Below are 22,499 nucleotides of genomic sequence, written 5' to 3'. Positions count from 1 at the left end.
TCTTCTTTTTCAATAATCTGATATTAACCTTTTATCAAACTGCATGCCATCTTTTATGCCGGTGTTTTTTCCTGGCTTAGATATTTATTGATCTTTTGAAAGAACTCTTCTGTTTTATAGGGTTTCGGAATGATATCGGTAAATCCGTTCAGGTAAAATTCGTCTAAATTTTCATCCAGGGTTACTGCGGTAAGGGCGATGATCGGGATATTTTCATTGAAATTCCTGATCTGTTTGGTTGCTTCGATCCCGCTGATTCCCGGCATGTGGATGTCCATGAGTATAAGATCAAATTCTTCGTTAGCAGCTTTTTCCACTGCACTGGTACCATTATCGGCGACTTCACAGATCACTTTGTTCTTTTCAAGGATCTTGCGAGTGATCATCTGGTTGATCTTATTATCTTCCACTACAAGAATTCTCTTGTTGTGCATGATCTCATTACTGAGGGGTTCAGGGATTTCCTGGTTTGTACTCTGACTTCCCTCACGAGCAGCTTCAAGAGCTTCAAATTTTAGATCAAAGTAGAATAGGGATCCTTCTCCAAGATCGCTTTCCAGGTGGATCTCACTGCCCATTAAGGTTAGCAGATTTTTGACAATTGAAAGTCCAAGTCCGGTGCCTCCAAACTTTCTATTGATCTGAAGTGAGCCCTGGGTAAAGTTCTCAAAAATAGCTTTTTGCTTCTCTTTACTGATCCCTTCTCCAGTATCTTCGATCTCAAAGCGAAGCATTACTCTTGATCCTGTTTGGTTGAGTTTCTTAACGCGAACCCAAATATCCCCATTTTCGGTGAACTTGATTGAGTTACCGATCAGGTTGATAAGTATCTGTGAGATCTTTAACGGATCACCTTTCAGCTTTTGTGGAATGTCATTGTCAAATTCCAGGTGCATTTTGGTAAGCTTGTCTTCCGCAGAATTTTTTAAGGCTACCAAAACATCAGAAATTCTCTTCTGAAGGTTAAAGGAGCTTTCAAGCATTTCAACTTTCTTCGCTTCCAGCTTGTTGAGGTCAAGGATGTTATTGATAAGAGAAAGCAGGTATTCTCCAGAGAATTTAAGCGAATTCAGGTGTTCTTTTTGATTTTCTGTAGGACTTTCTTCTAGCAGGAGGTGGGTAAGACCAGTCACAGCGTACAATGGAGTCCTTAATTCATGAGTAATGGTGGAAAGGAACTGGGCCTTGGCTAAGGAAGCCTTTTCTGCATTTTCTTTGGCCTTGATCAATTCAGAATTCTTTTTCTGCAAAAGATCATTGGCACGAGCCCTTAAATTATTGTTTTTGTAAAGTGATAAAGTAAGAAGGGAAAGAATTGTTATCAAAGCCACGCTTAGAATAGTGGTCAATTTATTCACTTTTAAAGTGCGTTCCTGCTCCTTGTTTTTGATGATATATTCATCCATTGTACTCTTCAAGGCGTCTACTCCTGCGCGGGCATTCGCATCGGTCACAATGGCTTTTACACTAAGATCGTAAAGCGAATCGCGAAGTTTATTGCTTAGCCTAACATGGGCTAAAGCTTCCTGGTAGTTTCCGGTTTGCTCAAGGATATTACTGACTAGTCCATGAGAATATAGAATCATGCTTTTGAAGTCATGATCCTCGGCCAATTCCAGGGATTTTCCGGCTTCTTTTAATGCCAGTCCATAATTTTCCATTGATTGGTGAGCCCTGGCCATGAAATAATGTAGGCGGGTAAATTCGTAAGGATTATCAGTGCCTTCCAATTTTATTGCAGCTGCATTAAATGACGATAAGGCTGTTTCAGGCTTTTGAGAAACATGTAATTCAAGCACCCCCCGGTTCAGGTCAACAATACCTAAACCTTCGGTGTCGTCCAAATGCAAATAAAGGTCTTGTGCTATAGTAAAATATTCTGATGCGCGATCGTGAACTTCCTTTTGAGTGAAGATCTTTCCGTAGTTCACATAGCTGTACGCGAGACCCTCTTTATCCTGGATACTACGTTGTATTGAAATGGCACGTTGTAATTCGGTAGCTGCCTTGTCATATTCATGTCTCACATAATATAGTTGAGCCATAATATTGCTGGAGAGGGCGGTAAGGCGTTGGTGATTGATGGAGCGGGAAAGTTCCAGAGCAGTGTTGAGTTGTCCTAAGGCTGTTTCGAAATCAGCACTATTGATGGACTCTTCAGCATCTGATAATAACTGTTCTATAGTAGCTGTGATATCTTCTTTTTCCTGTAGGCTCTTTTCCTGATTGGCATAGGAAAAAGAAAAAAATAAAAATGCTACTACATAAATTATGAATTTATTCATTGGGGACGTAGATAACTGAGGCTAAATATAATTATTTCTTGGAAACATGAGAAATTAAATCAATAAGTCTGCTGGAATATCCTATTTCATTATCATACCATCCAATGATCTTTACAAGATTTCCGCCAACGACCGAAGTCATCTGAGAATCAAAAATACAGGAATGTGTATTCCCGTTAATGTCTATGGAAACAATGGGATCTTCGGTATATTCAAGAAATCTGCTGAGTTTTCCTTCTGAAGCTTTTTTAAATGCAGTATTGATCTCTTCAATGGTTGTAGGTCTTTCCACATGAAGGGTCATATCTGTAAGCGAACCGTTTGGGACAGGTACTCTAATTCCGCAGCCTCCTATCACCTCACTCAAGTCTGGAAAGATCCTGGTAAGGGCTTTTGCCGCGCCCGTAGTAGTAGGTACTATGGACTGGGAGGCAGCTCTGGCACGTCTCAGGTCCTTATGTGGCTGGTCGTGCAGGCTTTGATCTGTAGTGTAAGAATGAACCGTTGTGATATATGCCGAGCTTACTTTGCAAAGTTCGTGAATAACCTTCAACATTGGCGCGGCGTTATTGGTAGTGCATGAGGCATTGGAGATGATATCCTCATCGCCGTCCAGGATTTCCTCATTTACTCCTAAAACCACCATTTTTATAGAGTCATCTTCGGGTGGTACTGAAAGGATCACTTTTTCAACTCCCGCCTTCAAATGTGGTTCAAGTTCCTCGCGCGATTTGAACTTACCTGTGCTTTCTACAACGATCTCAACGCCATGCTCATTCCAGGGAATATTTCCGGGACTGCTTTGGTTCAAAACCGGTATTTTCTTATCATCTACCTTAATGAATCCATCTTCTGCTGAAACGCTATTTTTGAGCACCCCGTGAATACTGTCGTACTTTAACAGGTGGCCAAGGGTGGTGGCAGGTGCAAGATCATTGATTACCGCTACCTCAATAGAAGGATTATTGAGCAATAATCTAAAAAGATTACGACCTATCCGGCCAAATCCATTGATCCCGATGCGGACTTTTTTTTCCATTTCTTCTGCGGAAGATGAGGCCTTCTGCATTAGGTAAGGTGTTTTTGAGCTTTATATGAGGATCTTACCAGAGCCCCGCTTTCAACATGCCTGAAGCCCATTTCCAATCCGATGGTCTCGTACTTCTTGAATTGTTCGGGGGTGATGAATTCCTTTACAGGAAGATGTTGCTTGCTAGGTTGCAGGTACTGCCCGATAGTTACAATATCAAGATCTACTTCCCGAAGGTCTTTTAAGGTTTGGATCACTTCCTCTTCAGTTTCTCCAAGTCCCAGCATGATCCCTGATTTGGTTCTTTTGATGCCTTGCTGTTTCAGGTATCTTAAAACTTCAAGACTTCTCTCATACTTGGCCTGGATACGAACCTCGCGAGTCAACCTTTTGACGGTTTCCATGTTGTGGGAAACGATCTCAGGATTTACCTCGATAATTCGGTTTAAGTTTCTTTCCACTCCCTGGAAGTCAGGGATAAGGGTTTCAAGAGTGGTTTCCGGGCTCATTCTACGGATGGCTTTCACTGTTTCAGCCCAGATTATAGAACCCATATCTTTGATGTCATCACGGTCAACACTGGTGATCACCGCGTGCTTGATCTTCATTAATTTGATGGAACGGGCCACCTTTTCAGGTTCATCCCAGTCTATGGTTTCCGGCCTTCCTGTTTTCACGCCGCAAAATCCGCATGACCTGGTACAAATATTACCAAGGATCATAAAGGTTGCGGTACCTTCTCCCCAACATTCTCCCATATTCGGGCAGCTACCCGAGGTACAGATGGTATGAAGATTATATTTATCTACCACTCCGCGCAGTTCGGTATATTTTTTACCGGTAGGGAGCTTTACCCTTAACCACTTGGGTTTAGGGGTTCTTTGGGTGGTGATTTCTTGTGTTTCCATAGAAAATTTTCTTGCCCGCAAAGATACAATAATTAGCCGAATCGCATAAAGTTCCAAGGGCCTCTTCACGAGAGTGGATGGTCCTGGAAAATGAAGTAAATAGAAGGTTTTTTTAGAAAAAGATCAGCGTTTTCTGTTTTCGATGACCTGGGAAAGCAGTTTTTTGGCTCTTAGGAGTTTTACCTTGACGTTGTTCATAGGTTCCTGGAGGGTTTCAGAGATCTCTTTGTAGCTCATTTCCTGGAAATAGCGCAAGTTGATCACTTCCTGATAATGAGGCTTTAGTTTTTTGATGTCTCTTAATAGTTGAGCCAGGTTTTGTTCGGTGATGAGCGTATCTTCAATCGTTGGCGCATCATCAGCGATCCTGTGAACGCGATCGTCTTCCTCATCTGTAGTCTGAGCCCTGATGGATGCTTTTTTCTTCCGAATAAGATCTACATGGATGTTCCTGGAAATAGTAAAAAGCCAGGTCTTAAAAGAGTAATTAGGATCAAAAGTATCGATCTTGTCAAAGGCGCGGGAAAAGCTTTGGATGGTGATATCCTCAGCGTCATATTCATTTTGAGTGCGCTTTAACTGAAATCCATACAAATCGTTCCAGAATCTGTCCAGTAAATAATTAAAAGCCGACTGTTTGCCCTTTTTGGCTTTTTCGATCTGTTGCTGAAGCGGATCCGGGATTATTTCCAATGAGTAGGTTTTGAAATTAAATTAGCTATAAATATACCTAATTGGGCCCAAATTAAAAACAGTTCCAGGAAGGGAAATAGCCAGAAAAGGTCTGTTTCGCCAAACTTTTTTCCAGAATTATAAAATACCGTACCCTGTACAATAAAGCGTATGGCTAAGAATGCCAATGCGAAATGCCAGTAAGGTGTGAAAAGCGTTGCCAGGAATAGCAGCCAGAACAAGAGTTGAGAAGCGTAGAAAACTCCGAGTAAGAATCTGTGAGCTCCTTTGTAGTGTTTTGCAACCGACACATGCCTGCGTTTCTGACGAATCCAGGATTTCAAGTCTTCTTTCGGGACACTGCGGGTAATTCCGGAGGGTGAAAAACACAATGCTGTATTAAATTTATTCGCTGCCTGGTTCACAAAAAGATCATCGTCACCAGACCTTAAGTGTAGGTGTGTGGCGAATCCATTTTGCCTATAAAATTCTTCCGAAGTATATGCCAGATTACGGCCAACCCCCATATACGGCAGTCCCCAGTTGGCATAAGAGAAATACTGGACGGCTGTAAAAAGGGTTTCAAACCTGATAAGCTTGTTGAGAAGGGAGCGGCTGTTGATGAAATAACCACCGTACCCTAAAATGATACTTTTTTGAGCCGTGAATCTCGAGCTCATTTCCGAAAGCCAGTGTTCAGATTCTGGCTTGCAGTCTGCATCTGTAAATAATAAATACGGATTTTTAGCTTTTTTGATCCCTAAGGTCAGGGCGTATTTCTTGTTGGCCCAAAAAGCCTCATTATTCTGAACGTCTACGATTTTGAGTCGGCTGTCTGCCTGTTGGAATTCTTCCAGAATATCCAGGGTTTCATCGCCTGATGCATCATTAATGACCACAACTTCAAAATCAGGGTGGTCCTGAGCCAGGATCTGCGGCAGGAAATCCCGAAGATTGTCCGCCTCATTTTTTGCGCAAATAATTACTGAAACCGGTAGGTTTTGTGGGGTAGCTTCAGAATCTGAAGTGGTAAGTGCGAATTTGAAAAATCCGAGGTAATAACACAGGTTTACCAGGCCTATGGCAGCAAAGGCTATAAAAATGGCGAGCATCTAGGAAGAAGGATTATTTAACCGATTGGGTATTGTCGCAATCTTTTGCCTCATCAGGCAATTTTCCGCAGAAACTACAGGCTTCACCTTCCTTGTTCAAAAATGGGCTTTGACTGGCGCAAGTTCCACTGAACTTACCCTCTTTCTTTCCCCAAATCTTGATTGCTATCCCTGCTACTGCAAGTGCCAGAAGTACTACGGTTATCAATAAAAGTTTCATGCTGAAAATTTTAGGCAAAAATAACAATTAAACCGCAGGAAATGAAAGGAGCGAAGAAAAAATTATGTATTGACTGTGTGGTAAACTAAATGAAAAAAGGTTGCCAAAAATGTCATTTTTAACAACCTTTTTAAGAATTTTACAACCTATTTTTAAAATATATTCACTTCGGGCTGCAATTTTACCTTGAAAAGATCATACACCCTTTCCTGTACTTTTTCTGAAAGCCGAAGTATTTCCTGACCTGTCGCATTTCCGTAATTCACCAGTACCAGGGCTTGTTTGGTGTGCACCCCGGCATCGCCTTCGCGGTAACCTTTTAAACCTGCCCTGTCAATAAGCCAGCCTGCAGGCACCTTTACATGCTCCTCGTCAACCTTGTAAAATGGCATTTCAGGATAGATCTCCTGTAATTCCGTGATCTGTTGATTGGAGATCACCGGATTTTTGAAAAAACTTCCACTGTTCCCGATTTTCTTAGGATCGGGGAGTTTTGATCTGCGAATGCTGATAACGGCATTGGAAACATCCCTTATTCCGGGATTTTCGATGCCTTCTTCAGCTAAATATTCGCCTATAGAGCCATAATCTGTATGAAGGAGGTGACGATTCTTGGTTAATCTGAAAGTGACCTGTGTAATAATGTATCTTCCCTTTTCACTGTTCTTGAAAATAGAATCCCTGTACCCAAATCGGCAATCTTCCAGGCTGAATTTTTTCAGCTCCAGCGTCTGCACATCCAGGGCCGTACATTCTTCAAAGGTGTCTTTGATCTCCACTCCGTAAGCGCCAATATTCTGAATAGGAGCAGTACCTACATTGCCAGGGATAAGGGAGAGATTTTCAAGTCCGCCAAACCCGTGGTCCAGGCAAAAAAGCACGAATTGATGCCAGTTCTCTCCGGCCATGGCTTCGACCAGGACTTCATCTTCAAGATCCTCCTTGATTCGGATACCTTCCAGGTTAATGTGAACCACGGTTTTCTCTATATCGCCGGTAAGCAACATATTGCTGCCGCCTCCCAGGACAAAAAGTTCTGAGGCATAGGAATTTTTCAGAAGTTCCTTTAGCTCCTCGACCGTTTCCACAGAAATGAACTTTCGGGCCTTGACGTCAATTCCAAAAGTATTGTATTCTTTCAGGGACTTGTTGGTGAAAGTCTGCATTATCCTTTATATTCTTTCAATGCTGCCTTTAGAATTTCGATAGCGCGTAAAAGATTTTCCTTTTTCAATACATATGCGATCCTCACCTGGTTTAGCCCGGTATTTGGGGTGGAATAGAAACCGGCGGCAGGAGCAACCATTACCGTTTCGTTATCCAGTTCAAAACTTTCCAGCAGCCATTTGGCGAAATCTTCGGCATCTTTTACCGGAAGCTCGGCGATACAATAAAAAGCCCCTTTCGGTTTGGCAACTTTTACCCCGTCGATCTTTTCAAGACCTTCGACTAAAAGATTCCTTCTTGAAGTGTACTCTTCGATCACCTCGTCAAAATATTCCTGGGTAGTCTCAAGGGCAGCCTCACTGGCAATTTGAGCGAAAGTTGGAGGGCTAAGTCTGGCCTGAGCGAATTTCATGGCAGTAGCCATTACCTCTTTGTTCTTGGAAGCTAAACATCCAATTCGTGCACCGCACATGGAATAACGCTTAGAAACCGAGTCGATCATGATCGCGTTCTGCTCAATTCCCGGCACGCTCATGATAGAATAGTGTTTTGCTCCGTCATAAGCGAATTCCCTGTATACTTCATCGGCAACAATGAACAGGTCATGTCTCTTTACAATTTCTGCCAGTTGGTCGATCTCTTCTTTTGTATAAAGGTATCCGGTAGGATTTCCAGGGTTACAAATTAGGATCGCCTTGGTTTTGGAAGTAATAAGTTTTTCGAATTCTGAAATAGGAGGAAGGGCAAACCCGTCTTCGATCTTAGATTTTACAGGCACCACTTTCACTCCCGAGGAAGTTGCGAACCCATTGTAATTAGCATAAAATGGTTCTGGTATGATGACTTCATCTCCGGCATCGCAAATACTACCCATTGTGAAAAGAAGGGCTTCTGATCCTCCTGTGGTAATGATAAGCTCATCTGGAGAAACATCGATATTATGGTTTTGATAATACTTTGAAAGTTTGTTGCGGTAACTTTCAAATCCCGCGGAGTGGCTGTAGGACAGCACTTCAATGTTATTGTGCTTTACCGCGTCCAGCGCCTTTTCAGGAGTTTTAATATCGGGTTGCCCAATATTAAGCTGGTAAATTTTCCGGCCCTTTTTTACAGCTGCTTCAGCGTAGGGAACTAATTTTCTTATAGGTGATTCGGGCATCGCCTGCCCTTTATTTGAAATACTTGGCATAATGCTAATTTTTGGCTTACAAAGTTGCGAAAATATTACATTTTACATGGTAATTTTTTGTAAATTTTCTTTTTCATTAAACCTCAAACATGCTTAAAACGAGCCCCCTTGTCCTGATATTTTTTTTATTCACCCTTTCAACATATTGCCAGGAAGGTTTTTTTATTGAGAAAGGAAGGCGTTCTGCTAAAATTAAATTTGACCTGGTTAATAATTTAATGATCATTCCGGTAGAGCTGAACGGTCAGGAATTGTCTTTTTTACTGGATACCGGGGTTAGTACCACAGTGCTTCTCAACCTGGAAGAGGTGGATTCTGTAATGTTGAAAAATGCTCAAAAAATAAACCTGCGGGGTCTGGGCGGTGAAGAACTGATCGAGGCTTATAAAACCCATGGAAATGAACTGAAAATAGGAAAGGTGACGTCTAAGAATATGGATGTTTTCCTCATTTTCACCAAGGAGGTGAATTTTTCCCCACGCCTGGGAGTACCTGTGAACGGGATCATTGGTTATGATTTTTTCAAGGATTTTATTGTGGAGGTCAATTATGCCCGAAGGTTTATTAGAGCTCATGATCCAAACCAATTTAGAAAGGGTTTGTCCGGGTATAAGGAGTTGCCGTTGAGGTTTTTCCAAAACAAACCATATATAAACAGCACCGTACAAATTATGGATAGGAAAACGGATGTGACCCTGTTGCTGGACAGCGGACTTGGGGATGCGGTCTGGCTTTTTAGTGAAGATGCTGGTATCCAGGTTCCGGAGAAATCATTTGATGATCTGTTAGGCTTAGGACTGCTTGGGGATGTGACAGGGAAGCGCAGCCGGATCAATTCCCTGGAGCTTGGTAACTATGAATTAAAGGAAGTTTCGGCAGCTTTTCCTGATAGTCTTTCATTGCAAGGCTTGAAATTATTTGAAATGAGAAACGGAAGTCTTGGAGGAGAGATACTTCGAAGGTTCAATATGGTTTTCGATTACCGGGCAGAGCGTCTTTTTCTGCGAAAAAATAGATTCTTTGATGATCCTTTTAATTATGATATGAGCGGTCTTATTATAGAGCATAGCGGATTTGTAATTGTAGAATCTACTGTTGCCGTTTACGAATCAAACGGTTATAGAAGAACAGAGGGGAAAGAAATAGTATTGGAAACCGGCTTGCAAAACCGCAAGACATTTGAATTAAAACGGGCTTTTAAGATAGTAGGTGTAAGGAAAGATTCGCCGGCCCACAGGGCTGGTCTGCAGGTGGGAGATGAGCTGGTGAAAATAAACGGGCGTGACATCTTCAGATATGATCTTGATGAGATCATCTCTTTGCTTGCTTCCGAAGAAGGAAAATTGATCAAATTAGTGGTCAACAGGGGACTTGCAAGTTTGAAATTTGAATTCAGACTTGAAAAGGTGTTGTGATAAAAAAAGCCCCTCCTTTATTGGGAGGGGCTTTTGGTAATATTTTCAGATCTTATCCCTGTGACTCAGGGTCCAGAACTTTACCTTTGATCTTGATCGATTTGGCCGGTTCTTCAGCATTTGAATATACTGTAATGGTTTTTCGAATAGGCCCTACGCGGTTTGTATCATATTTCACCTTGATCTCACCTGTTTTTCCCGGTTGAATGGGATCAGATGGCTTCTCAGGGATGGTACATCCGCAGCTGGAAGTTACGTCAGTGATCACTAATGGCACTTTGCCTGTATTCGTGAACTCAAAAACGCGAACTCCGTCACTTCCTTTTGCTATTTCGCCGTAGTCTATTACTTCAGACTTAAATTCTATTTTCGCTGTTTCCTGTGCCTGCACAGCAAATCCAACGAAAAGAACTATAGCGAAGGCTACTAATTTTTTCATAGTTTTTGGTTTTACAGAATTGTAAATATACTGTTTCTACACAATAATGGGCAAATAAAATGTTTTCCAATTCATTGCCTTTTATAATCCTGAAGTTATAATTACTTTTGCCTGATATTCCAAAAACCGCACCAAAGTATGTCTGTAGCATCAAAATACATAGCTCAAGAAGTAGAAGATAAATGGTATAAATACTGGATGGAGAATAACTATTTCCATTCTGAAGTTGATGAAAGGGAGCCTTATACGATAGTTATTCCGCCGCCAAACGTGACCGGGGTGCTGCATATGGGGCACATGCTGAACAATACCATCCAGGATGTATTGATCCGTAGGGCGAGGCTTAAAGGCTTGAATGCCTGCTGGGTGCCGGGAACAGATCATGCTTCTATCGCGACCGAAGCAAAGGTTGTGGCCAAGTTAAAAGCTGAAGGAATAGACAAAAATGAACTTTCTAGGGAGGAATTTCTTGAACACGCCTGGGAATGGACCCACAAACATGGTGGGATAATTTTAGAGCAGCTCAAAAAACTGGGTGCCTCCTGTGACTGGGAGCGTACAAAGTTTACCATGGATGATGATATGTCTGCATCGGTAACCAAGGTATTCGTAGACCTTTTTAATAAAGGCCATATTTATCGTGGTTATAGAATGGTGAATTGGGATCCTGAAGCGAAAACTACGCTTTCAGACGAAGAGGTGATCTATCAGGAGCGTCAGGGGCACTTATATCACCTTCAGTATAAGATTGAAGGCAGTGATGAAGTGTTGACCATCGCGACCACCCGTCCTGAAACTATTTTAGGAGATACCGCCATTTGTATCAATCCAAATGATGAACGTTACTTCCATTTAAAAGGGAAAAAAGCCATCGTTCCTTTATGTGAGCGGGTTGTGCCTATCATTGAGGATGAGTATGTAGATGTGGAATTTGGAACAGGGTGTTTAAAAGTGACACCCGCACATGATGAGAATGACAAGATGCTTGGTGATAAACACAAGCTTGAAGTTGTGGATATTTTCAACGATGACGCTACCCTTAATTCCTACGGAATGCATTACGAAGGAATGGATCGTTTTGAAGCGAGAAAAAAGATCGTAAAAGAACTTGAGGAAAAGGGAATTCTGGTTAAGACCGAAGATCACGTTAATAAAGTAGGGACAAGTGAAAGAACAGGAGCAGTCATTGAACCTAAGTTGAGTGACCAATGGTTCCTGAAGATGAAAGAACTGGCGCAACCGGCATTGGATGCTGTTCTAAATAAAGACGTAAACCTGGTTCCGGATAAGTTTATAAATACCTACCGTCACTGGATGGAAAATGTTCGTGACTGGAACATTTCAAGACAGTTGATCTGGGGACACCAGATTCCGGCTTTTTATTACGGGGATGGAAAAGAGGATTTTGTAGTGGCCGAATCCAAAGAAATAGCTTTGGAAAAAGCTATTGAAAAAACAGGGAATTCAGATTTAAAAGCTGAAGATCTTACCCAGGATAAAGACGCGTTAGATACATGGTTCTCTTCCTGGTTATGGCCAATTAGTGTTTTTAACGGAATCCTTGAGCCTGATAATAAAGAAATAAATTACTATTACCCAACCAATGACCTGGTAACAGCTCCTGAGATATTATTCTTCTGGGTGGCGCGTATGATCATTGCGGGTTATGAATACAGAGGGGAGAAGCCTTTCAATAATGTATACCTTACCGGTATCGTTCGCGACAAGCAGCGTCGCAAAATGTCAAAGTCCCTTGGAAACTCACCTGATCCTCTTGAGTTGATCGGGAAATATGGAGCTGACGGAGTACGTGTAGGGATGCTTTTGAGTTCCCCTGCAGGAAATGACTTGATGTTTGAAGAAGATCTTTGTAAGCAGGGTAGTGCTTTTGTGAACAAGATATGGAACTCTTTCAAACTGGTTAAGTCCTGGGAAGTTTCCGAAGAAAAAGTTCAGGCAGAATCTTCAAAAATAGCCATCGAATGGTATAAAGCGCGTTTCCAGCAAGCTTTGCTGGAGATCGAAGATCATTACAAGAAATACAGAATGAGTGACGCCTTAATGGCTACTTATAAACTAGTGTGGGATGACTATTGCTCGTGGCTGCTTGAAATGGTGAAGCCTCCGTTTGGGGAAGCTATGGATGCGGTTACCTATAATTCCATAATTGAAATTCTGGAGGATAATTTAAAGATCCTTCATCCTTTTGTGCCATTTGTTTCTGAAGAGATCTGGCAGGCATTAAAAGAAAGGTCTCCACAGGAAGCTTTGATCATTGCAGAATGGCCTGAGATCACTTCTTTTGACCGTTCTAAGATCGATGAATTTATGGTTGCTTCTGAAGTAATTTCAGGAATACGAGGCATTCGTAAGGAAAAAAATATCCCTCATAAAGAGCAGATCGAATTGCAGGTTCTTAATAATGAGAAAACCCCGTCAACTTATGATCCTGTGATCAAAAAGATGGGTAATATCTCTGAGCTGTCTTATGTAGATCAGCAAGTACAGGGCGCGCTTTCCTTCAGGGTGAAATCTAATGATTACTTTATCCCCATTGCCGGGGCGGTGGATATAGAGGCCGAAAAAGCAAAACTGGAAGAAGAGCTTAATTATACCCGAGGTTTCCTGAAATCTGTGGAAAAGAAACTTTCAAATGAGCGCTTTGTGAACAATGCTCCTGCACAGGTGGTTGAGATCGAGCAGCAGAAGAAACAGGATGCTGAAGCGAAGATCGAAGCGATAGAATCAAGTTTGAAGGCTTTAGGAGCCTAAATCTTCAAAACTGTATAAATAAAAAAGGTCTGGCGAAAGCCGGACCTTTTTTATTATAGGGTTAAATATCTTTATTCGGTGATGTGCTGGTTGACCAGTTCAATGTATTTTTTCTTGGCCTCTGTAGTGCTGATGCCTTTGATTTGAAGCAGGGCGTTCAGTTTGAAGGCGTTTCTTACCTCATCATCTCCAGAAGGGGTGTAGATCCCTTCATTTTCGGTTGCGTGTTTATAATAAGCATAAAATTTCAGCATAATATCAGGCGGAAACTTCTGGCTGGTGGTGCTGGCCTTTTCATAGGCAGCCAAAAATTGTTTGTCAATTTCTTCCGAAGTCATAGCAATAAAAAATAAAAAAAAATTAGGAGATCTTGGCGATCACACTTAAGCCACCTTTAACTTTTTGGTTAAGTTTCACTTCCAAGGGGGTGCCTACGGGAAGAAATACGTCTACCCTTGAACCGAACTTGATAAAGCCGCTGTCGCTTCCCTGAATAACATCAGTGCCAACTTCAGCGTAATTTACAATCCGTTTTGCAAGGGCTCCGGCTATTTGTCTGTATAGGATTTCGCCGGCAACTTTATTTTCGACAACTACTGTTGTGCGTTCGTTTTCCTCACTGGCTTTGGGATGCCAGGCCACGAGGTATTTTCCAGGATGGTATTTACTGTATTTAACCACTCCGCTAACAGGGTGGCGTGTAACATGTACATTGATAGGGGACATGAAAACCGAAACCATTAAACGCTGGTCCTTGAAATATTCTTTTTCATAGACCTCCTCGATCACAACCACTTTTCCATCTACAGGAGCTACAATATGAGAATCATTGTGCTGGGTGTCTCTCTTAGGGTTTCTGAAAAACTGAACAATAAGAAGGAAAAGGATTACAGTACCCACCAGGATCACCTGTTTGATCCAGTCAGTAAAAATGAATGTTTGGGCAGCTAAGTTGACAACGATCAATAAGATCATTGCAATGGCCATAATTTTATATCCTTCTTTATGAAACATAATTTAGTAATTGTAAGTAAGCGTATACAAACGGGCTTGCAAAAATAATACTATCTAGCCTGTCAAACAAGCCTCCATGGCCAGGCATCAATCTTCCGCTGTCTTTTACGCCAGCCTGTCTTTTAAATTTTGATTGGATAAGATCTCCTAAAGTCCCGAAAATACTGAGTATTATCGCCATTCCTACCCACGTGTGCAGTTCTAATAGGCCGGTAAAAAAATATACTAAATATGCGGCAACAGCTGAAAAAATTAGCCCGCCAAGAAATCCTTCAATAGTTTTCTTCGGAGAAATGCGTTCAAAAAGCTTTTTCCTTCCGAAGTTCTTCCCGACCAAATAGGCAAATGTGTCGTTGATCCAGATAAGAGTGAAAATGCCAATTACCAGTTCAGGAGTGAAATCTCCGGTGTAGCTTGGAATCAGGGTTAAAAATATCAAAGAGGCAATGAGGTAGAATATAATGATGATATACTTCTTCTTTTCAAAAAGAGGGATCTTGTTTACCAGCATCAGATCCTTGACAAGGAACATATTCACAAAGAGGGTTATCAATAATAATACAAGGGTCGCATATGGACTCCAGCGTGCGTAGCTGAAAAAGTAGAATAGTGCGAATAAAAGAATATATCCAAGGTAACTTTTTAAATGAAGCAGTCTTTGCAGCTCACGCAGGCAAATTACCCCAAACAATAGGAAAAGGGTGGTAAAAGCGAATTCAGATGAAAAAATGGATACTACAAGTATAGAGACATACATCACACCTGATAAACCACGAATAATATTTTCCTTCATGTTATAAATCTTCCAGAAGCAGCAAATATAGGTTTTTTGTGCTACTTCCATAACTCATGAAGTCTCCTTCCTTATTATTTTCGAAGTTTTTAATGGTGGTAATATTAGATGGGATACGTTCTTTGTTCTTGAACTTTATACCCCTCAAGCCTTCTCCAATGGCGTCTACCAGCTTACTGGTTGAAGCGATGATCACAAAGTTATAAGGCAATTCCCTTAGTTTCTTTTCTTTGATCTGGTTAGAGGAAATTAAAATTGAGCCATCGTTGGCAATTAGATATTCACAGGTGCTAAGAAAAAATGTAGATTCCCCAGAATTAGTGAACTCAAGATTGTAAGCTGAGAATTTGTCCCTTAAATTTGAATCAAAACAACAAGCTTTCTTTTCATACCAATCATTCTCCAACATGATGTTGTCAAAGGCTTCAAGTAACTCTTCGTTGCTTTCACAATAAAGGAATTTTCCACCGTTATTTTTGAAGTTAAGCATGAAGCGCTCATCGGTTGGAAGCTTAACATCTGGCATATACTTGCTACGGTCAGAATTTTCTGGCGATTCCTGACCTTTGTCTGATTTAGATTTAGGATTCAAAAAATTTCTAAATAGACTCATATAGGTTTTTGAATATTACACTAAGTAGCATTTTAACCAAAGGTAAAAAATCTTAACTTATAGATTAATTAAAGTTAAGATTTTTTACTGTTGTGGCTTTATTTTTCTTCTGTAGTCTCACTTGCCGGGGTTTCCTCGGTTTGAGTTTCAGAAGGAATTTCTTTTTCGGTTACTGTTTCTTCACGAACCGGAACATTTTTCTTCAAGGCTTCGTTGTCCATGATCTCATCGCGGCTCTTGTAAGGCCTTTTTCCGAAGATCTCTTCCAGGTTGTCCTTGAAAATGACCTCTTTGTCGAGTAGGATCTCGGCTAACTGAGTAAGCTTATCCTTATTCTCTTCCAGTAATTTTATAGCCCTCTGGTATTGTTCTTCAATTAGATTTGAGATCTCACTGTCTATTAATTCTGAAGTTTTCTCGCTATAAGGCTTAGTGAAATTGTATTCACTTTGCCCTGAAGAATCATGATAAGTCAGGTTTCCGATCTTGTCGTTCAGACCATAGATGGTTACCATGGCACGAGCCTGTTTGGTCACTTTCTCAAGATCGCTAAGAGCTCCGGTAGAAATGTTGTTGAAAATAACCTTTTCTGCTGCGCGACCACCAAGAGCTGCACACATCTCATCGAGCATCTGCTCAGGTCTAACGATCAATCTTTCTTCTGGAAGGTACCATGCAGCTCCTAAGGATTGACCACGCGGTACAATGGTTACTTTGACCAGCGGAGCAGCGTGCTCCAACATCCAGCTCACGGTTGCGTGTCCTGCCTCGTGAAAAGCGATCGCTTGTTTCTCCTCCGGAGTGATGATCTTGTTCTTTTTCTCAAGACCTCCTACTATACGATCTACGGCATCCAGGAAATCCTGCTTTCCTACCGCTTGTTTGCCTTTACGGGCAGCAATAAGGGCAGCTTCATTACAAACGTTGGCAATATCTGCTCCCGAGAATCCCGGTGTTTGCTTCGCCATGAAGTCAGTATCCAACTCATCGGCTACTTTTTTAAGCGGACGAAGGTGTACGTCAAAGATCTCTTTACGCTCCCTAACATCCGGAAGGTCTACATATATCTGACGGTCAAATCGACCGGCACGCATCAAGGCTTTATCCAGTACATCTGCACGGTTTGTAGCCGCGATCACTATGACATTGGTATTGGTCCCAAAACCATCCATTTCTGTCAATAACTGGTTAAGTGTATTTTCTCTTTCATCATTCGACCCTGAGAAATTACTTTTTCCACGGGCACGACCAATCGCATCGATCTCATCAATAAAGATGATGGATGGAGATTTTTCTTTCGCTTGTTTGAAAAGGTCTCTTACTCTTGAAGCACCAACCCCTACGAACATTTCTACGAAATCTGAACCTGACAGCGAGAAGAAAGGTACTTTCGCTTCTCCGGCCACAGCCTTTGCAAGCAAGGTTTTACCGGTTCCCGGAGGTCCTACCAATAATGCCCCTTTCGGGATCTTACCTCCCAGGGAGGTATATTTTTCAGGCTGTTTTAGAAAGTCCACGATCTCCTGAACTTCTTCTTTTGCCCCTTCCAGACCGGCAACATCCTTAAAGGAAACTTTTACGTCTGTATTTTGATCAAACAATTTGGCCTTGGATTTCCCGATGTTGAAAATTTGTCCACCGGCTCCACCACCTGCGCCCCCACTCATACGTCGCATGATGAAGATCCAGATCCCAATAATTAGGATGAATGGTAATAACGTTAAAAAGATATCTCCCCATACATTGTGTTGGGACTCGAAAACTACCGGGGTATCCAGGTTGTTTTCGGCTTTAGCTTCTCTAATGTCATCCTCCAGGTTTTGAAGGTCTCCAAATTCAAAAACATAGGCCGGGGTGTCTCCTGTAGGAAATAGCTCATCCTGAACTGCCTGTTTGTGAATATCTTTTTGTTTCGCCTCCTCGGTAAGAAAAACTCTTGCCTGATTACGGTTTACGATCACTACTTTCTCTACATCACCCTGTTCAAGCCAGTTTACGAACTCGGCAGGATTGGTCTTAGCAGGTTCATTGAACCCGCTTCCGCTAAAGAAATTGATCGCCAGGAAAACTAAAATTATAGCCGCGTAGATCCAGTAGGCACTAAATTTAGGTTTCTTAGGTGTATTTTTATTTGGTTGCTCTTTGGCCATGCTCTAATTCTTAATTCTTAATAATTTGTTTCGATAGAAGTTACCTTGGCATCTCCCCACAGGCTTTCAATATCGTAAAATTCCCTGATATGTTTCTGGAAAACATGTACTACCACATTTACATAATCCATCAACACCCACTCGGCATTATCTGAACCTTCAATATGCCAGGGCTTATCCTTTAATGATTTGCTTACGGTTTTTTGAATGGAATTGACTATTGCATTTACCTGCGTGTTCGAAGTTCCGTTGCAGATAATGAAGTAATCACAAACGGTATTTTCTATTTCTCGTAAATCCAGGATGTCGATATCATTTCCTTTTACTTCTTCAATTCCTTTTATAATATGTGCAATAAGTATGTCGTTGCTCGTTTCTTTATTTGTCATTAAATTTATTTCTTTGCGCAAAGTTATTACTTTTTACTCTTTTTGAGTCTTGGTTTTCACAACATTTAACGCCTGCATTAATCTATCCTTTATATGCACCTTATCAAAGTTAATGCCATCAACTCCACGAATTCTTTTGGACGTGAAATGTTTAGGACCAATCCGGGTATGCGGGCCACCTGTATTGTTGCCGAAAAACAATTGCAGGGCAGGGGACAAAGAGGTACAGTTTGGGAATCTAAACCCGGTCAAAACCTCACTTTCAGTATCGTTTATCCAAAGCCGCAAATTTCTCCCGGTCAACAATTCCTGCTTAGTGCGACCGTGGCGACTTCCCTCGTGAACTCACTATCTTTTTTCGAACTCCCTAAATTAGCGGTCAAATGGCCTAACGACATAATGTCAGCAAATTCCAAAATAGCGGGAATTCTTATTGAAAATGTCATTACTGAAGGCAAAGTTGTCGCAAGTGTAATAGGAATAGGTTTGAATGTGAATCAAACCGATTTTACCGGATTGCCACTGGCGGGTTCAATGAGTACTGCTTCAGGTAAGGAATTTGACACCCAGAAAGTGTTGGATCTGCTTCTGAAGGATCTTGAGAAAAACCTGGATGAGCTTTCAGAAAAGAATTCCGAAGAAATTTTAAAAGAGTATAAAAAACACCTTTTCAGGAAGCAGGTTCCTTCAACCTTTCAACTGCCCGAAGGAGCGTATTTCAGCGGGATGATCGTGGATGTTTTACCAGGTGGGAAGCTGCTGGTGAAGACTGAAGATGATCTCCTTAAAGAATATGACCTTAAGGAGATCAAATTGTGTTATTAACTCAGGTTGGCGGTATTGTCTGCCAGGGCCGAAATGAATTTCTTCAACGGGCCTTTTACCATCATAGCCATCATGGCGTTGAACTTTCCGTGGAAGAAAAGCTGCGCATGACTCTGGTTTTCACCGGCAGGTTCAACCACCACATCTAATGAGAAGTTGAATTTATCTGAAGTTGACCCTAGGACAATGAACTCAGGTTCTCTGGTTTCCTTGATCTGAAGCTCGATTTCCGGCATTCCTTTAAGCGCAAACGCGAAGGTGTCTTGTGACTTCACTTCGAACTTCTCCTTACTGTCGGGCATTATCTTTTCGTAGTTCTCAACATTGGTCAAAAATTGAAAAAGCTCTTCCTGGCTTTTTTGAACAGTGACCTTCTGACTTTCTAATTCCATAGTTTTATTTTTTCCAGTTTGACGGGTCTTTTCGCCAGCCTTGTAACAGCTCCGCCTCGGCTTCATTAATATAATTGGTCTTTTGCGCAACTTCAATAAGAAAATCATAGTTGCTCAAAGTATGCAATTCCACACCTGCATTTTTAAAATTTTTGTTGGCTTCCTCGAATCCGTAAGAAAATATCGCCAGCATTCCTTTGACCTGGACATTAGCTTCTTTGAGAGCATTTACCGCGTTAAGACTGCTTTTTCCGGTGCTAATAAGGTCCTCAACCACCACCACTTTCTGGCCTTCATCGAGTTTTCCTTCTATCTGGTTCTTTCTTCCATGACTCTTTGGCTCTGGACGAACATACACAAATGGCAGCCCAAGATATTCGGCAACCAGCATCCCAATACCAATGGCGCCGGTCGCGACTCCAGCAATAACATCGGCACGCCCATAGAGTTCTTCTATTTGTTTGGCCATGTTTTCGCGAATGAAATTCCTGATTGGAGGATAGGAAAGGACCACCCGGTTATCGCAGTAAATTGGTGAGGTCCATCCGCTGGCCCATTGAAAACCTTGTTGTGCATCTAATTTTATTGCCTTAATTTGCAATAATAACTCAGCCGTTTTACGAGCTGTTTCTTTGTCTAATACCATACTGCAAATGTATAAAGTTTTTGTAAATGATATTCCGATAATTCTCTCTACCATCAAGGATATGGGGGATAAATATACTTCCATCCCGATTAAAGAAGTAAAATTTAAGAGGATTATCAAAGATATTAATAAAGGCAGGCTTTTATATGTGAACCTGTTTCATTCGAAAGAAAAGAAACTCCTGAAGCATCTTTTTAAGAAACTTCCAGTGGTTACTGCCGGTGGAGGAATGGTCCTGAATCAAAATGATGAAGTTCTATTCATTTATAGAAATGGGAGGTGGGATCTTCCGAAAGGAAAAATAGAAAAAGAAGAAGGCCTTGAAGAGGGGGCGATACGGGAAGTAGAAGAGGAAACGGGAGTGAAGAACCTGGAAGTCACTAAATTTCTTCAAAAAACCTATCATGTCTTTCAGCGGAAAGGAAAATATAAACTGAAGGTGACCTACTGGTATGAAATGAAGACAGATTATACCGGGGAACTGGTGCCTGAAGAAAGCGAAGGCATTATGAAAGTGAAATGGAAGGATAAGGAGAAAGCCCAGAAAGCCCTCAAAAAATCTTATGCGAATATTAAACTTTTGTTCCCGGAAGAACTTTTACCTGTTTACTCTAAAAATGGGATATCTTAAATGTGATTTTTCGTAATGACTGGACCTTTTATGGATCCAGTCCAGTTGTGCATACCAGTCGGCCGCAAATTCGCGGTCGTTCTCTTTCTTCTCCAGGAATTCTTCTTCCAGTTTTGGGTAATCGTCTAAAAGTTCACGGGCTACATCTTCAAAAACATAGGGGGAAAAACCTTCTTTTTGTTGCAATACGCTATCGAAAAAATTCCAGTTAAAGAAAGAATCGGGAGCGGTTGGTTCTAAAGTAGCCATTATATATTTCGCAGCTTTCTGATTTATAGGAACAAAAACATCTCCCTCTCTAACCACTACTTTTCTGTTGCTTGAAGTGATTTTAGTGTCGTAATGAGGATAATGTCCTTCGTATGATCTTTCCCTGGTCTTGAAGTCCTTTATCAGGTAAACCTCGGCCGAAATCGCAGTATCCTTCTCAAATTCGGTCATTTTAACCTTGTTCAGCTTTAAAAGATCTATGACCGGCCACCAGCCTTGCGGAATTACATATCCCTTAGGAATGGCAACTTGCCGGGTTGGTTTAAAGCTTTCGTAATAATCGATCTCCTTTGTAAAGGGTTTGGTGGTGTCATATTTGAGTCGGTTCATACCGGTGACCTCACTTTTAATAGTTTCGGCCTCAAAACCTTTAAAGGTTAAAGAAGAGACTTCACTGCTGTCTATTGTGAAGTCATATCGATAATTCTCCTGCTTCGGAAAATTACCCGTAGCCTGGGCCCGTAGCTTCTTTATCATTTTGGAATCCTCATCTGCAATATCAATGACAGATCTCAACACTTCATAGGTCCCACGCACCCTTTTGTCGTAAGGTTTCAGCATATGAGTTTCGATCATTAATCCCAAAGTGTTCCATAAACTGGTATATCCGGTAGAATAACGAGGAGTGTCCAAGAACTGTGAAAAGCCGTTTTCGGGAATATCGTTAAAGACATTCACATAAGGGGTCATTTCCCAGTCCTTTTTCCGGAGCGCTTTTTCAAGAGCAGGTTTCCAGTCAATATTGATATATTTTCCCAATTCGCCGCCCATTTGATCGTGCTGGGTGAAAAGATGTGTGAGCGTATATTGGTAGTCTGCGCCGTTGCTTACATGGGTGTCGACAAAAATATCAGGGTCTACCATGTGGAAGATCTCGTAAAAGGCCCGAGTGTTCTTAGTGTCGGCCTTTATGAAATCGCGGTTCAGGTCAAAGTTGCGGGCATTTCCTCTAAAACCGTATGATTTCGGGCCATTTTGATTGGTTCGGGAATTGGAATTCCTGTTAAGTGCGCCGCCAATGTTATAAATGGGAATGGTGGCGATCACGGTGTTCTTCGGAAGGTCTATAGAATCCTGTGCTAGATCCCTGAATAGCATCATTGTCGCGTCAATTCCGTCGCTTTCTCCCGGATGAATTCCGTTGTTGATCAATATGATCGTATTTTCCTTTCTCAGTTCATCGAGATCAAAACTGTTAGATTTACTGTAAATGGCGAGGGTAAGTGGCTTTCCACTGTCAGTTTCTCCAATTTTTCGAATATTCACCTGGGGATAGACCGCAGCCAGGTCCTCATAGAAATCTATCACCTGCTGGTAAGTAGCGGTTTCGGTACCACCTGATTTTTCAAACACGGTGGTGAAATCGTAATTTTGTTCGAGTATATAATCGGAAAAATCACAGGAGACCAGGCCTAAAAAAATGATCGCCAGAAACAGGGTCTTTTTCATCTAAAAACTATTAGGGACTGTAAACATACTTAAAAACTCAAAATCCGCCAATTCACGCCTTTGATCTTGAGATCTATTAGATTTTACCTCCATAAAAATAAAACATAATTTAGCGCAG

Annotated in this window: 22 protein-coding genes; 4 read left to right on the top strand and 18 right to left on the bottom strand. The window is 41.5% G+C overall.

Annotated elements, in window-relative coordinates; genetic code table 11:
* Positions 1–53: 53 nt before the first annotated feature.
* The 8 genes from ACFQ1G_RS05980 to ACFQ1G_RS05945 form a co-directional block, all read right to left on the bottom strand.
* A complete protein-coding gene (locus tag ACFQ1G_RS05980) occupies positions 54–2,285 on the bottom strand; it encodes a tetratricopeptide repeat-containing hybrid sensor histidine kinase/response regulator (protein WP_380737560.1) in 2,232 nt (743 codons plus the stop codon).
* Positions 2,286–2,316: 31 nt separating this feature from the next.
* On the bottom strand, positions 2,317–3,324 hold the full coding sequence (gene gap, locus ACFQ1G_RS05975; protein WP_380738468.1) for a type I glyceraldehyde-3-phosphate dehydrogenase: 1,008 nt from the start codon (positions 3,322–3,324) through the stop codon (positions 2,317–2,319).
* A 29-nt stretch (positions 3,325–3,353) separates the two neighbouring features.
* Complete coding sequence (gene lipA / locus ACFQ1G_RS05970) at positions 3,354–4,223, bottom strand: lipoyl synthase (RefSeq protein WP_380737558.1); 870 nt, start codon at positions 4,221–4,223, stop codon at positions 3,354–3,356.
* Positions 4,224–4,346: 123 nt separating this feature from the next.
* The gene (locus ACFQ1G_RS05965) at positions 4,347–4,916 is read right to left on the bottom strand and encodes an RNA polymerase sigma factor (RefSeq protein ID WP_380737556.1); all 570 of its coding nucleotides are present in this window, start codon (positions 4,914–4,916) and stop codon (positions 4,347–4,349) included.
* Positions 4,907–6,007, bottom strand: a complete 1,101-nt coding sequence (locus tag ACFQ1G_RS05960; protein WP_380737554.1) for a glycosyltransferase — start codon at positions 6,005–6,007, stop codon at positions 4,907–4,909. Before ACFQ1G_RS05960 ends, ACFQ1G_RS05965 begins: the two co-directional genes overlap by 10 nt.
* A 13-nt stretch (positions 6,008–6,020) precedes the next feature.
* Entirely contained in the window at positions 6,021–6,227 is a 207-nt protein-coding gene (locus tag ACFQ1G_RS05955) for a membrane or secreted protein (protein WP_380737552.1), read from the bottom strand.
* 152 nt (positions 6,228–6,379) lie between these two features.
* A complete protein-coding gene (murB, locus tag ACFQ1G_RS05950) occupies positions 6,380–7,393 on the bottom strand; it encodes a UDP-N-acetylmuramate dehydrogenase (RefSeq protein ID WP_380737550.1) in 1,014 nt (337 codons plus the stop codon).
* Positions 7,393–8,583, bottom strand: a complete 1,191-nt coding sequence (locus ACFQ1G_RS05945) for a pyridoxal phosphate-dependent aminotransferase (protein WP_380737548.1) — start codon at positions 8,581–8,583, stop codon at positions 7,393–7,395. Before ACFQ1G_RS05945 ends, murB begins: the two co-directional genes overlap by 1 nt.
* An 89-nt stretch (positions 8,584–8,672) precedes the next feature.
* Here ACFQ1G_RS05945 and ACFQ1G_RS05940 point away from each other — a divergent pair, with 89 nt between their 5' ends.
* Positions 8,673–9,998: an aspartyl protease family protein gene (locus ACFQ1G_RS05940; RefSeq protein WP_380737546.1), complete on the top strand. Its 1,326-nt coding sequence runs from the start codon at positions 8,673–8,675 to the stop codon at positions 9,996–9,998.
* Positions 9,999–10,050: 52 nt separating this feature from the next.
* Here ACFQ1G_RS05940 and ACFQ1G_RS05935 read toward each other — a convergent pair whose 3' ends face one another.
* Positions 10,051–10,437 (bottom strand): DUF1573 domain-containing protein, encoded by a 387-nt coding sequence (locus ACFQ1G_RS05935; RefSeq protein ID WP_380737545.1) that lies wholly within the window; start codon positions 10,435–10,437, stop codon positions 10,051–10,053.
* Between the two features lie 138 nt (positions 10,438–10,575).
* On the opposite strand from ACFQ1G_RS05935, the gene ACFQ1G_RS05930 reads away from it, so the two are divergent.
* A complete protein-coding gene (locus ACFQ1G_RS05930) occupies positions 10,576–13,209 on the top strand; it encodes a valine--tRNA ligase (protein ID WP_380737544.1) in 2,634 nt (877 codons plus the stop codon).
* Between the two features lie 71 nt (positions 13,210–13,280).
* Here the strand turns inward: ACFQ1G_RS05930 and ACFQ1G_RS05925 are convergent, their stop codons facing one another.
* The 6 genes from ACFQ1G_RS05925 to rsfS all read right to left on the bottom strand — a co-directional run bounded on the left by ACFQ1G_RS05925 (position 13,281) and on the right by rsfS (position 18,168).
* Positions 13,281–13,547, bottom strand: a complete 267-nt coding sequence (locus ACFQ1G_RS05925; protein ID WP_380737542.1) for an acyl-CoA-binding protein — start codon at positions 13,545–13,547, stop codon at positions 13,281–13,283.
* A 22-nt stretch (positions 13,548–13,569) separates the two neighbouring features.
* Positions 13,570–14,223, bottom strand: a complete 654-nt coding sequence (locus ACFQ1G_RS05920; RefSeq protein ID WP_380737540.1) for a phosphatidylserine decarboxylase family protein — start codon at positions 14,221–14,223, stop codon at positions 13,570–13,572.
* Complete coding sequence (locus tag ACFQ1G_RS05915; protein ID WP_380737538.1) at positions 14,213–15,016, bottom strand: phosphatidate cytidylyltransferase; 804 nt, start codon at positions 15,014–15,016, stop codon at positions 14,213–14,215. The genes ACFQ1G_RS05920 and ACFQ1G_RS05915 overlap by 11 nt, the downstream gene beginning before the upstream one ends.
* Before the next feature lies 1 nt (position 15,017).
* Positions 15,018–15,629: an LUD domain-containing protein gene (locus tag ACFQ1G_RS05910; RefSeq protein ID WP_380737536.1), complete on the bottom strand. Its 612-nt coding sequence runs from the start codon at positions 15,627–15,629 to the stop codon at positions 15,018–15,020.
* Between the two features lie 98 nt (positions 15,630–15,727).
* The gene (ftsH, locus tag ACFQ1G_RS05905; RefSeq protein WP_380737534.1) at positions 15,728–17,779 is read right to left on the bottom strand and encodes an ATP-dependent zinc metalloprotease FtsH; all 2,052 of its coding nucleotides are present in this window, start codon (positions 17,777–17,779) and stop codon (positions 15,728–15,730) included.
* A gap of 17 nt (positions 17,780–17,796) precedes the next feature.
* Entirely contained in the window at positions 17,797–18,168 is a 372-nt protein-coding gene (gene rsfS, locus ACFQ1G_RS05900; RefSeq protein WP_380737532.1) for a ribosome silencing factor, read from the bottom strand.
* Between the two features lie 93 nt (positions 18,169–18,261).
* Here rsfS and ACFQ1G_RS05895 point away from each other — a divergent pair, with 93 nt between their 5' ends.
* Complete coding sequence (locus tag ACFQ1G_RS05895; protein ID WP_380737530.1) at positions 18,262–18,993, top strand: biotin--[acetyl-CoA-carboxylase] ligase; 732 nt, start codon at positions 18,262–18,264, stop codon at positions 18,991–18,993.
* Here ACFQ1G_RS05895 and ACFQ1G_RS05890 read toward each other — a convergent pair.
* Both ACFQ1G_RS05890 and pyrE read right to left on the bottom strand, forming a co-directional pair.
* Positions 18,990–19,385, bottom strand: coding sequence for an SRPBCC family protein (locus tag ACFQ1G_RS05890; protein ID WP_380737528.1), 396 nt, complete (start codon positions 19,383–19,385; stop codon positions 18,990–18,992). The genes ACFQ1G_RS05895 and ACFQ1G_RS05890 overlap by 4 nt on opposite strands.
* Positions 19,386–19,389: 4 nt before the next feature.
* The gene (pyrE, locus tag ACFQ1G_RS05885; protein WP_380737526.1) at positions 19,390–20,031 is read right to left on the bottom strand and encodes an orotate phosphoribosyltransferase; all 642 of its coding nucleotides are present in this window, start codon (positions 20,029–20,031) and stop codon (positions 19,390–19,392) included.
* A 7-nt stretch (positions 20,032–20,038) separates the two neighbouring features.
* On the opposite strand from pyrE, the gene ACFQ1G_RS05880 reads away from it, so the two are divergent.
* Positions 20,039–20,662, top strand: a complete 624-nt coding sequence (locus tag ACFQ1G_RS05880; protein WP_380737524.1) for an NUDIX hydrolase — start codon at positions 20,039–20,041, stop codon at positions 20,660–20,662.
* Here ACFQ1G_RS05880 and ACFQ1G_RS05875 read toward each other — a convergent pair.
* Entirely contained in the window at positions 20,630–22,381 is a 1,752-nt protein-coding gene (locus tag ACFQ1G_RS05875) for a M14 family metallopeptidase (RefSeq protein ID WP_380737522.1), read from the bottom strand. The genes ACFQ1G_RS05880 and ACFQ1G_RS05875 overlap by 33 nt on opposite strands.
* Between the last annotated feature and the right edge of the window lie 118 nt (positions 22,382–22,499).

Source organism: Salinimicrobium gaetbulicola, assembly GCF_042676025.1.
In the GTDB taxonomy this organism is placed as follows: Bacteria; Bacteroidota; Bacteroidia; order Flavobacteriales; family Flavobacteriaceae; genus Salinimicrobium; species Salinimicrobium gaetbulicola.
Note: the sequence above shows the minus strand (reverse complement) of the source record. Positions and strands in the feature narration are given on the sequence as shown.

Bases quoted from the DNA above. Each gene is read 5' to 3' on its own strand.
- ACFQ1G_RS05980 (WP_380737560.1), bottom strand. From the start codon at position 2,285: ATGAATAAATTCATAATTTATGTAGTAGCATTTTTATTTTTTTCTTTT.
- gap (WP_380738468.1), bottom strand. From the start codon at position 3,324: ATGGAAAAAAAAGTCCGCATCGGGATCAATGGATTTGGCCGGATAGGT.
- lipA (WP_380737558.1), bottom strand. From the start codon at position 4,223: ATGGAAACACAAGAAATCACCACCCAAAGAACCCCTAAACCCAAGTGG.
- ACFQ1G_RS05960 (WP_380737554.1), bottom strand. From the start codon at position 6,007: ATGCTCGCCATTTTTATAGCCTTTGCTGCCATAGGCCTGGTAAACCTG.
- ACFQ1G_RS05955 (WP_380737552.1), bottom strand. From the start codon at position 6,227: ATGAAACTTTTATTGATAACCGTAGTACTTCTGGCACTTGCAGTAGCA.
- murB (WP_380737550.1), bottom strand. From the start codon at position 7,393: ATGCAGACTTTCACCAACAAGTCCCTGAAAGAATACAATACTTTTGGA.
- ACFQ1G_RS05945 (WP_380737548.1), bottom strand. From the start codon at position 8,583: ATGCCAAGTATTTCAAATAAAGGGCAGGCGATGCCCGAATCACCTATA.
- ACFQ1G_RS05940 (WP_380737546.1), top strand. From the start codon at position 8,673: ATGCTTAAAACGAGCCCCCTTGTCCTGATATTTTTTTTATTCACCCTT.
- ACFQ1G_RS05935 (WP_380737545.1), bottom strand. From the start codon at position 10,437: ATGAAAAAATTAGTAGCCTTCGCTATAGTTCTTTTCGTTGGATTTGCT.
- ACFQ1G_RS05930 (WP_380737544.1), top strand. From the start codon at position 10,576: ATGTCTGTAGCATCAAAATACATAGCTCAAGAAGTAGAAGATAAATGG.
- ACFQ1G_RS05925 (WP_380737542.1), bottom strand. From the start codon at position 13,547: ATGACTTCGGAAGAAATTGACAAACAATTTTTGGCTGCCTATGAAAAG.
- ACFQ1G_RS05920 (WP_380737540.1), bottom strand. From the start codon at position 14,223: ATGTTTCATAAAGAAGGATATAAAATTATGGCCATTGCAATGATCTTA.
- ACFQ1G_RS05915 (WP_380737538.1), bottom strand. From the start codon at position 15,016: ATGAAGGAAAATATTATTCGTGGTTTATCAGGTGTGATGTATGTCTCT.
- ACFQ1G_RS05910 (WP_380737536.1), bottom strand. From the start codon at position 15,629: ATGAGTCTATTTAGAAATTTTTTGAATCCTAAATCTAAATCAGACAAA.
- ftsH (WP_380737534.1), bottom strand. From the start codon at position 17,779: ATGGCCAAAGAGCAACCAAATAAAAATACACCTAAGAAACCTAAATTT.
- rsfS (WP_380737532.1), bottom strand. From the start codon at position 18,168: ATGACAAATAAAGAAACGAGCAACGACATACTTATTGCACATATTATA.
- ACFQ1G_RS05895 (WP_380737530.1), top strand. From the start codon at position 18,262: ATGCACCTTATCAAAGTTAATGCCATCAACTCCACGAATTCTTTTGGA.
- ACFQ1G_RS05890 (WP_380737528.1), bottom strand. From the start codon at position 19,385: ATGGAATTAGAAAGTCAGAAGGTCACTGTTCAAAAAAGCCAGGAAGAG.
- pyrE (WP_380737526.1), bottom strand. From the start codon at position 20,031: ATGGTATTAGACAAAGAAACAGCTCGTAAAACGGCTGAGTTATTATTG.
- ACFQ1G_RS05880 (WP_380737524.1), top strand. From the start codon at position 20,039: ATGTATAAAGTTTTTGTAAATGATATTCCGATAATTCTCTCTACCATC.
- ACFQ1G_RS05875 (WP_380737522.1), bottom strand. From the start codon at position 22,381: ATGAAAAAGACCCTGTTTCTGGCGATCATTTTTTTAGGCCTGGTCTCC.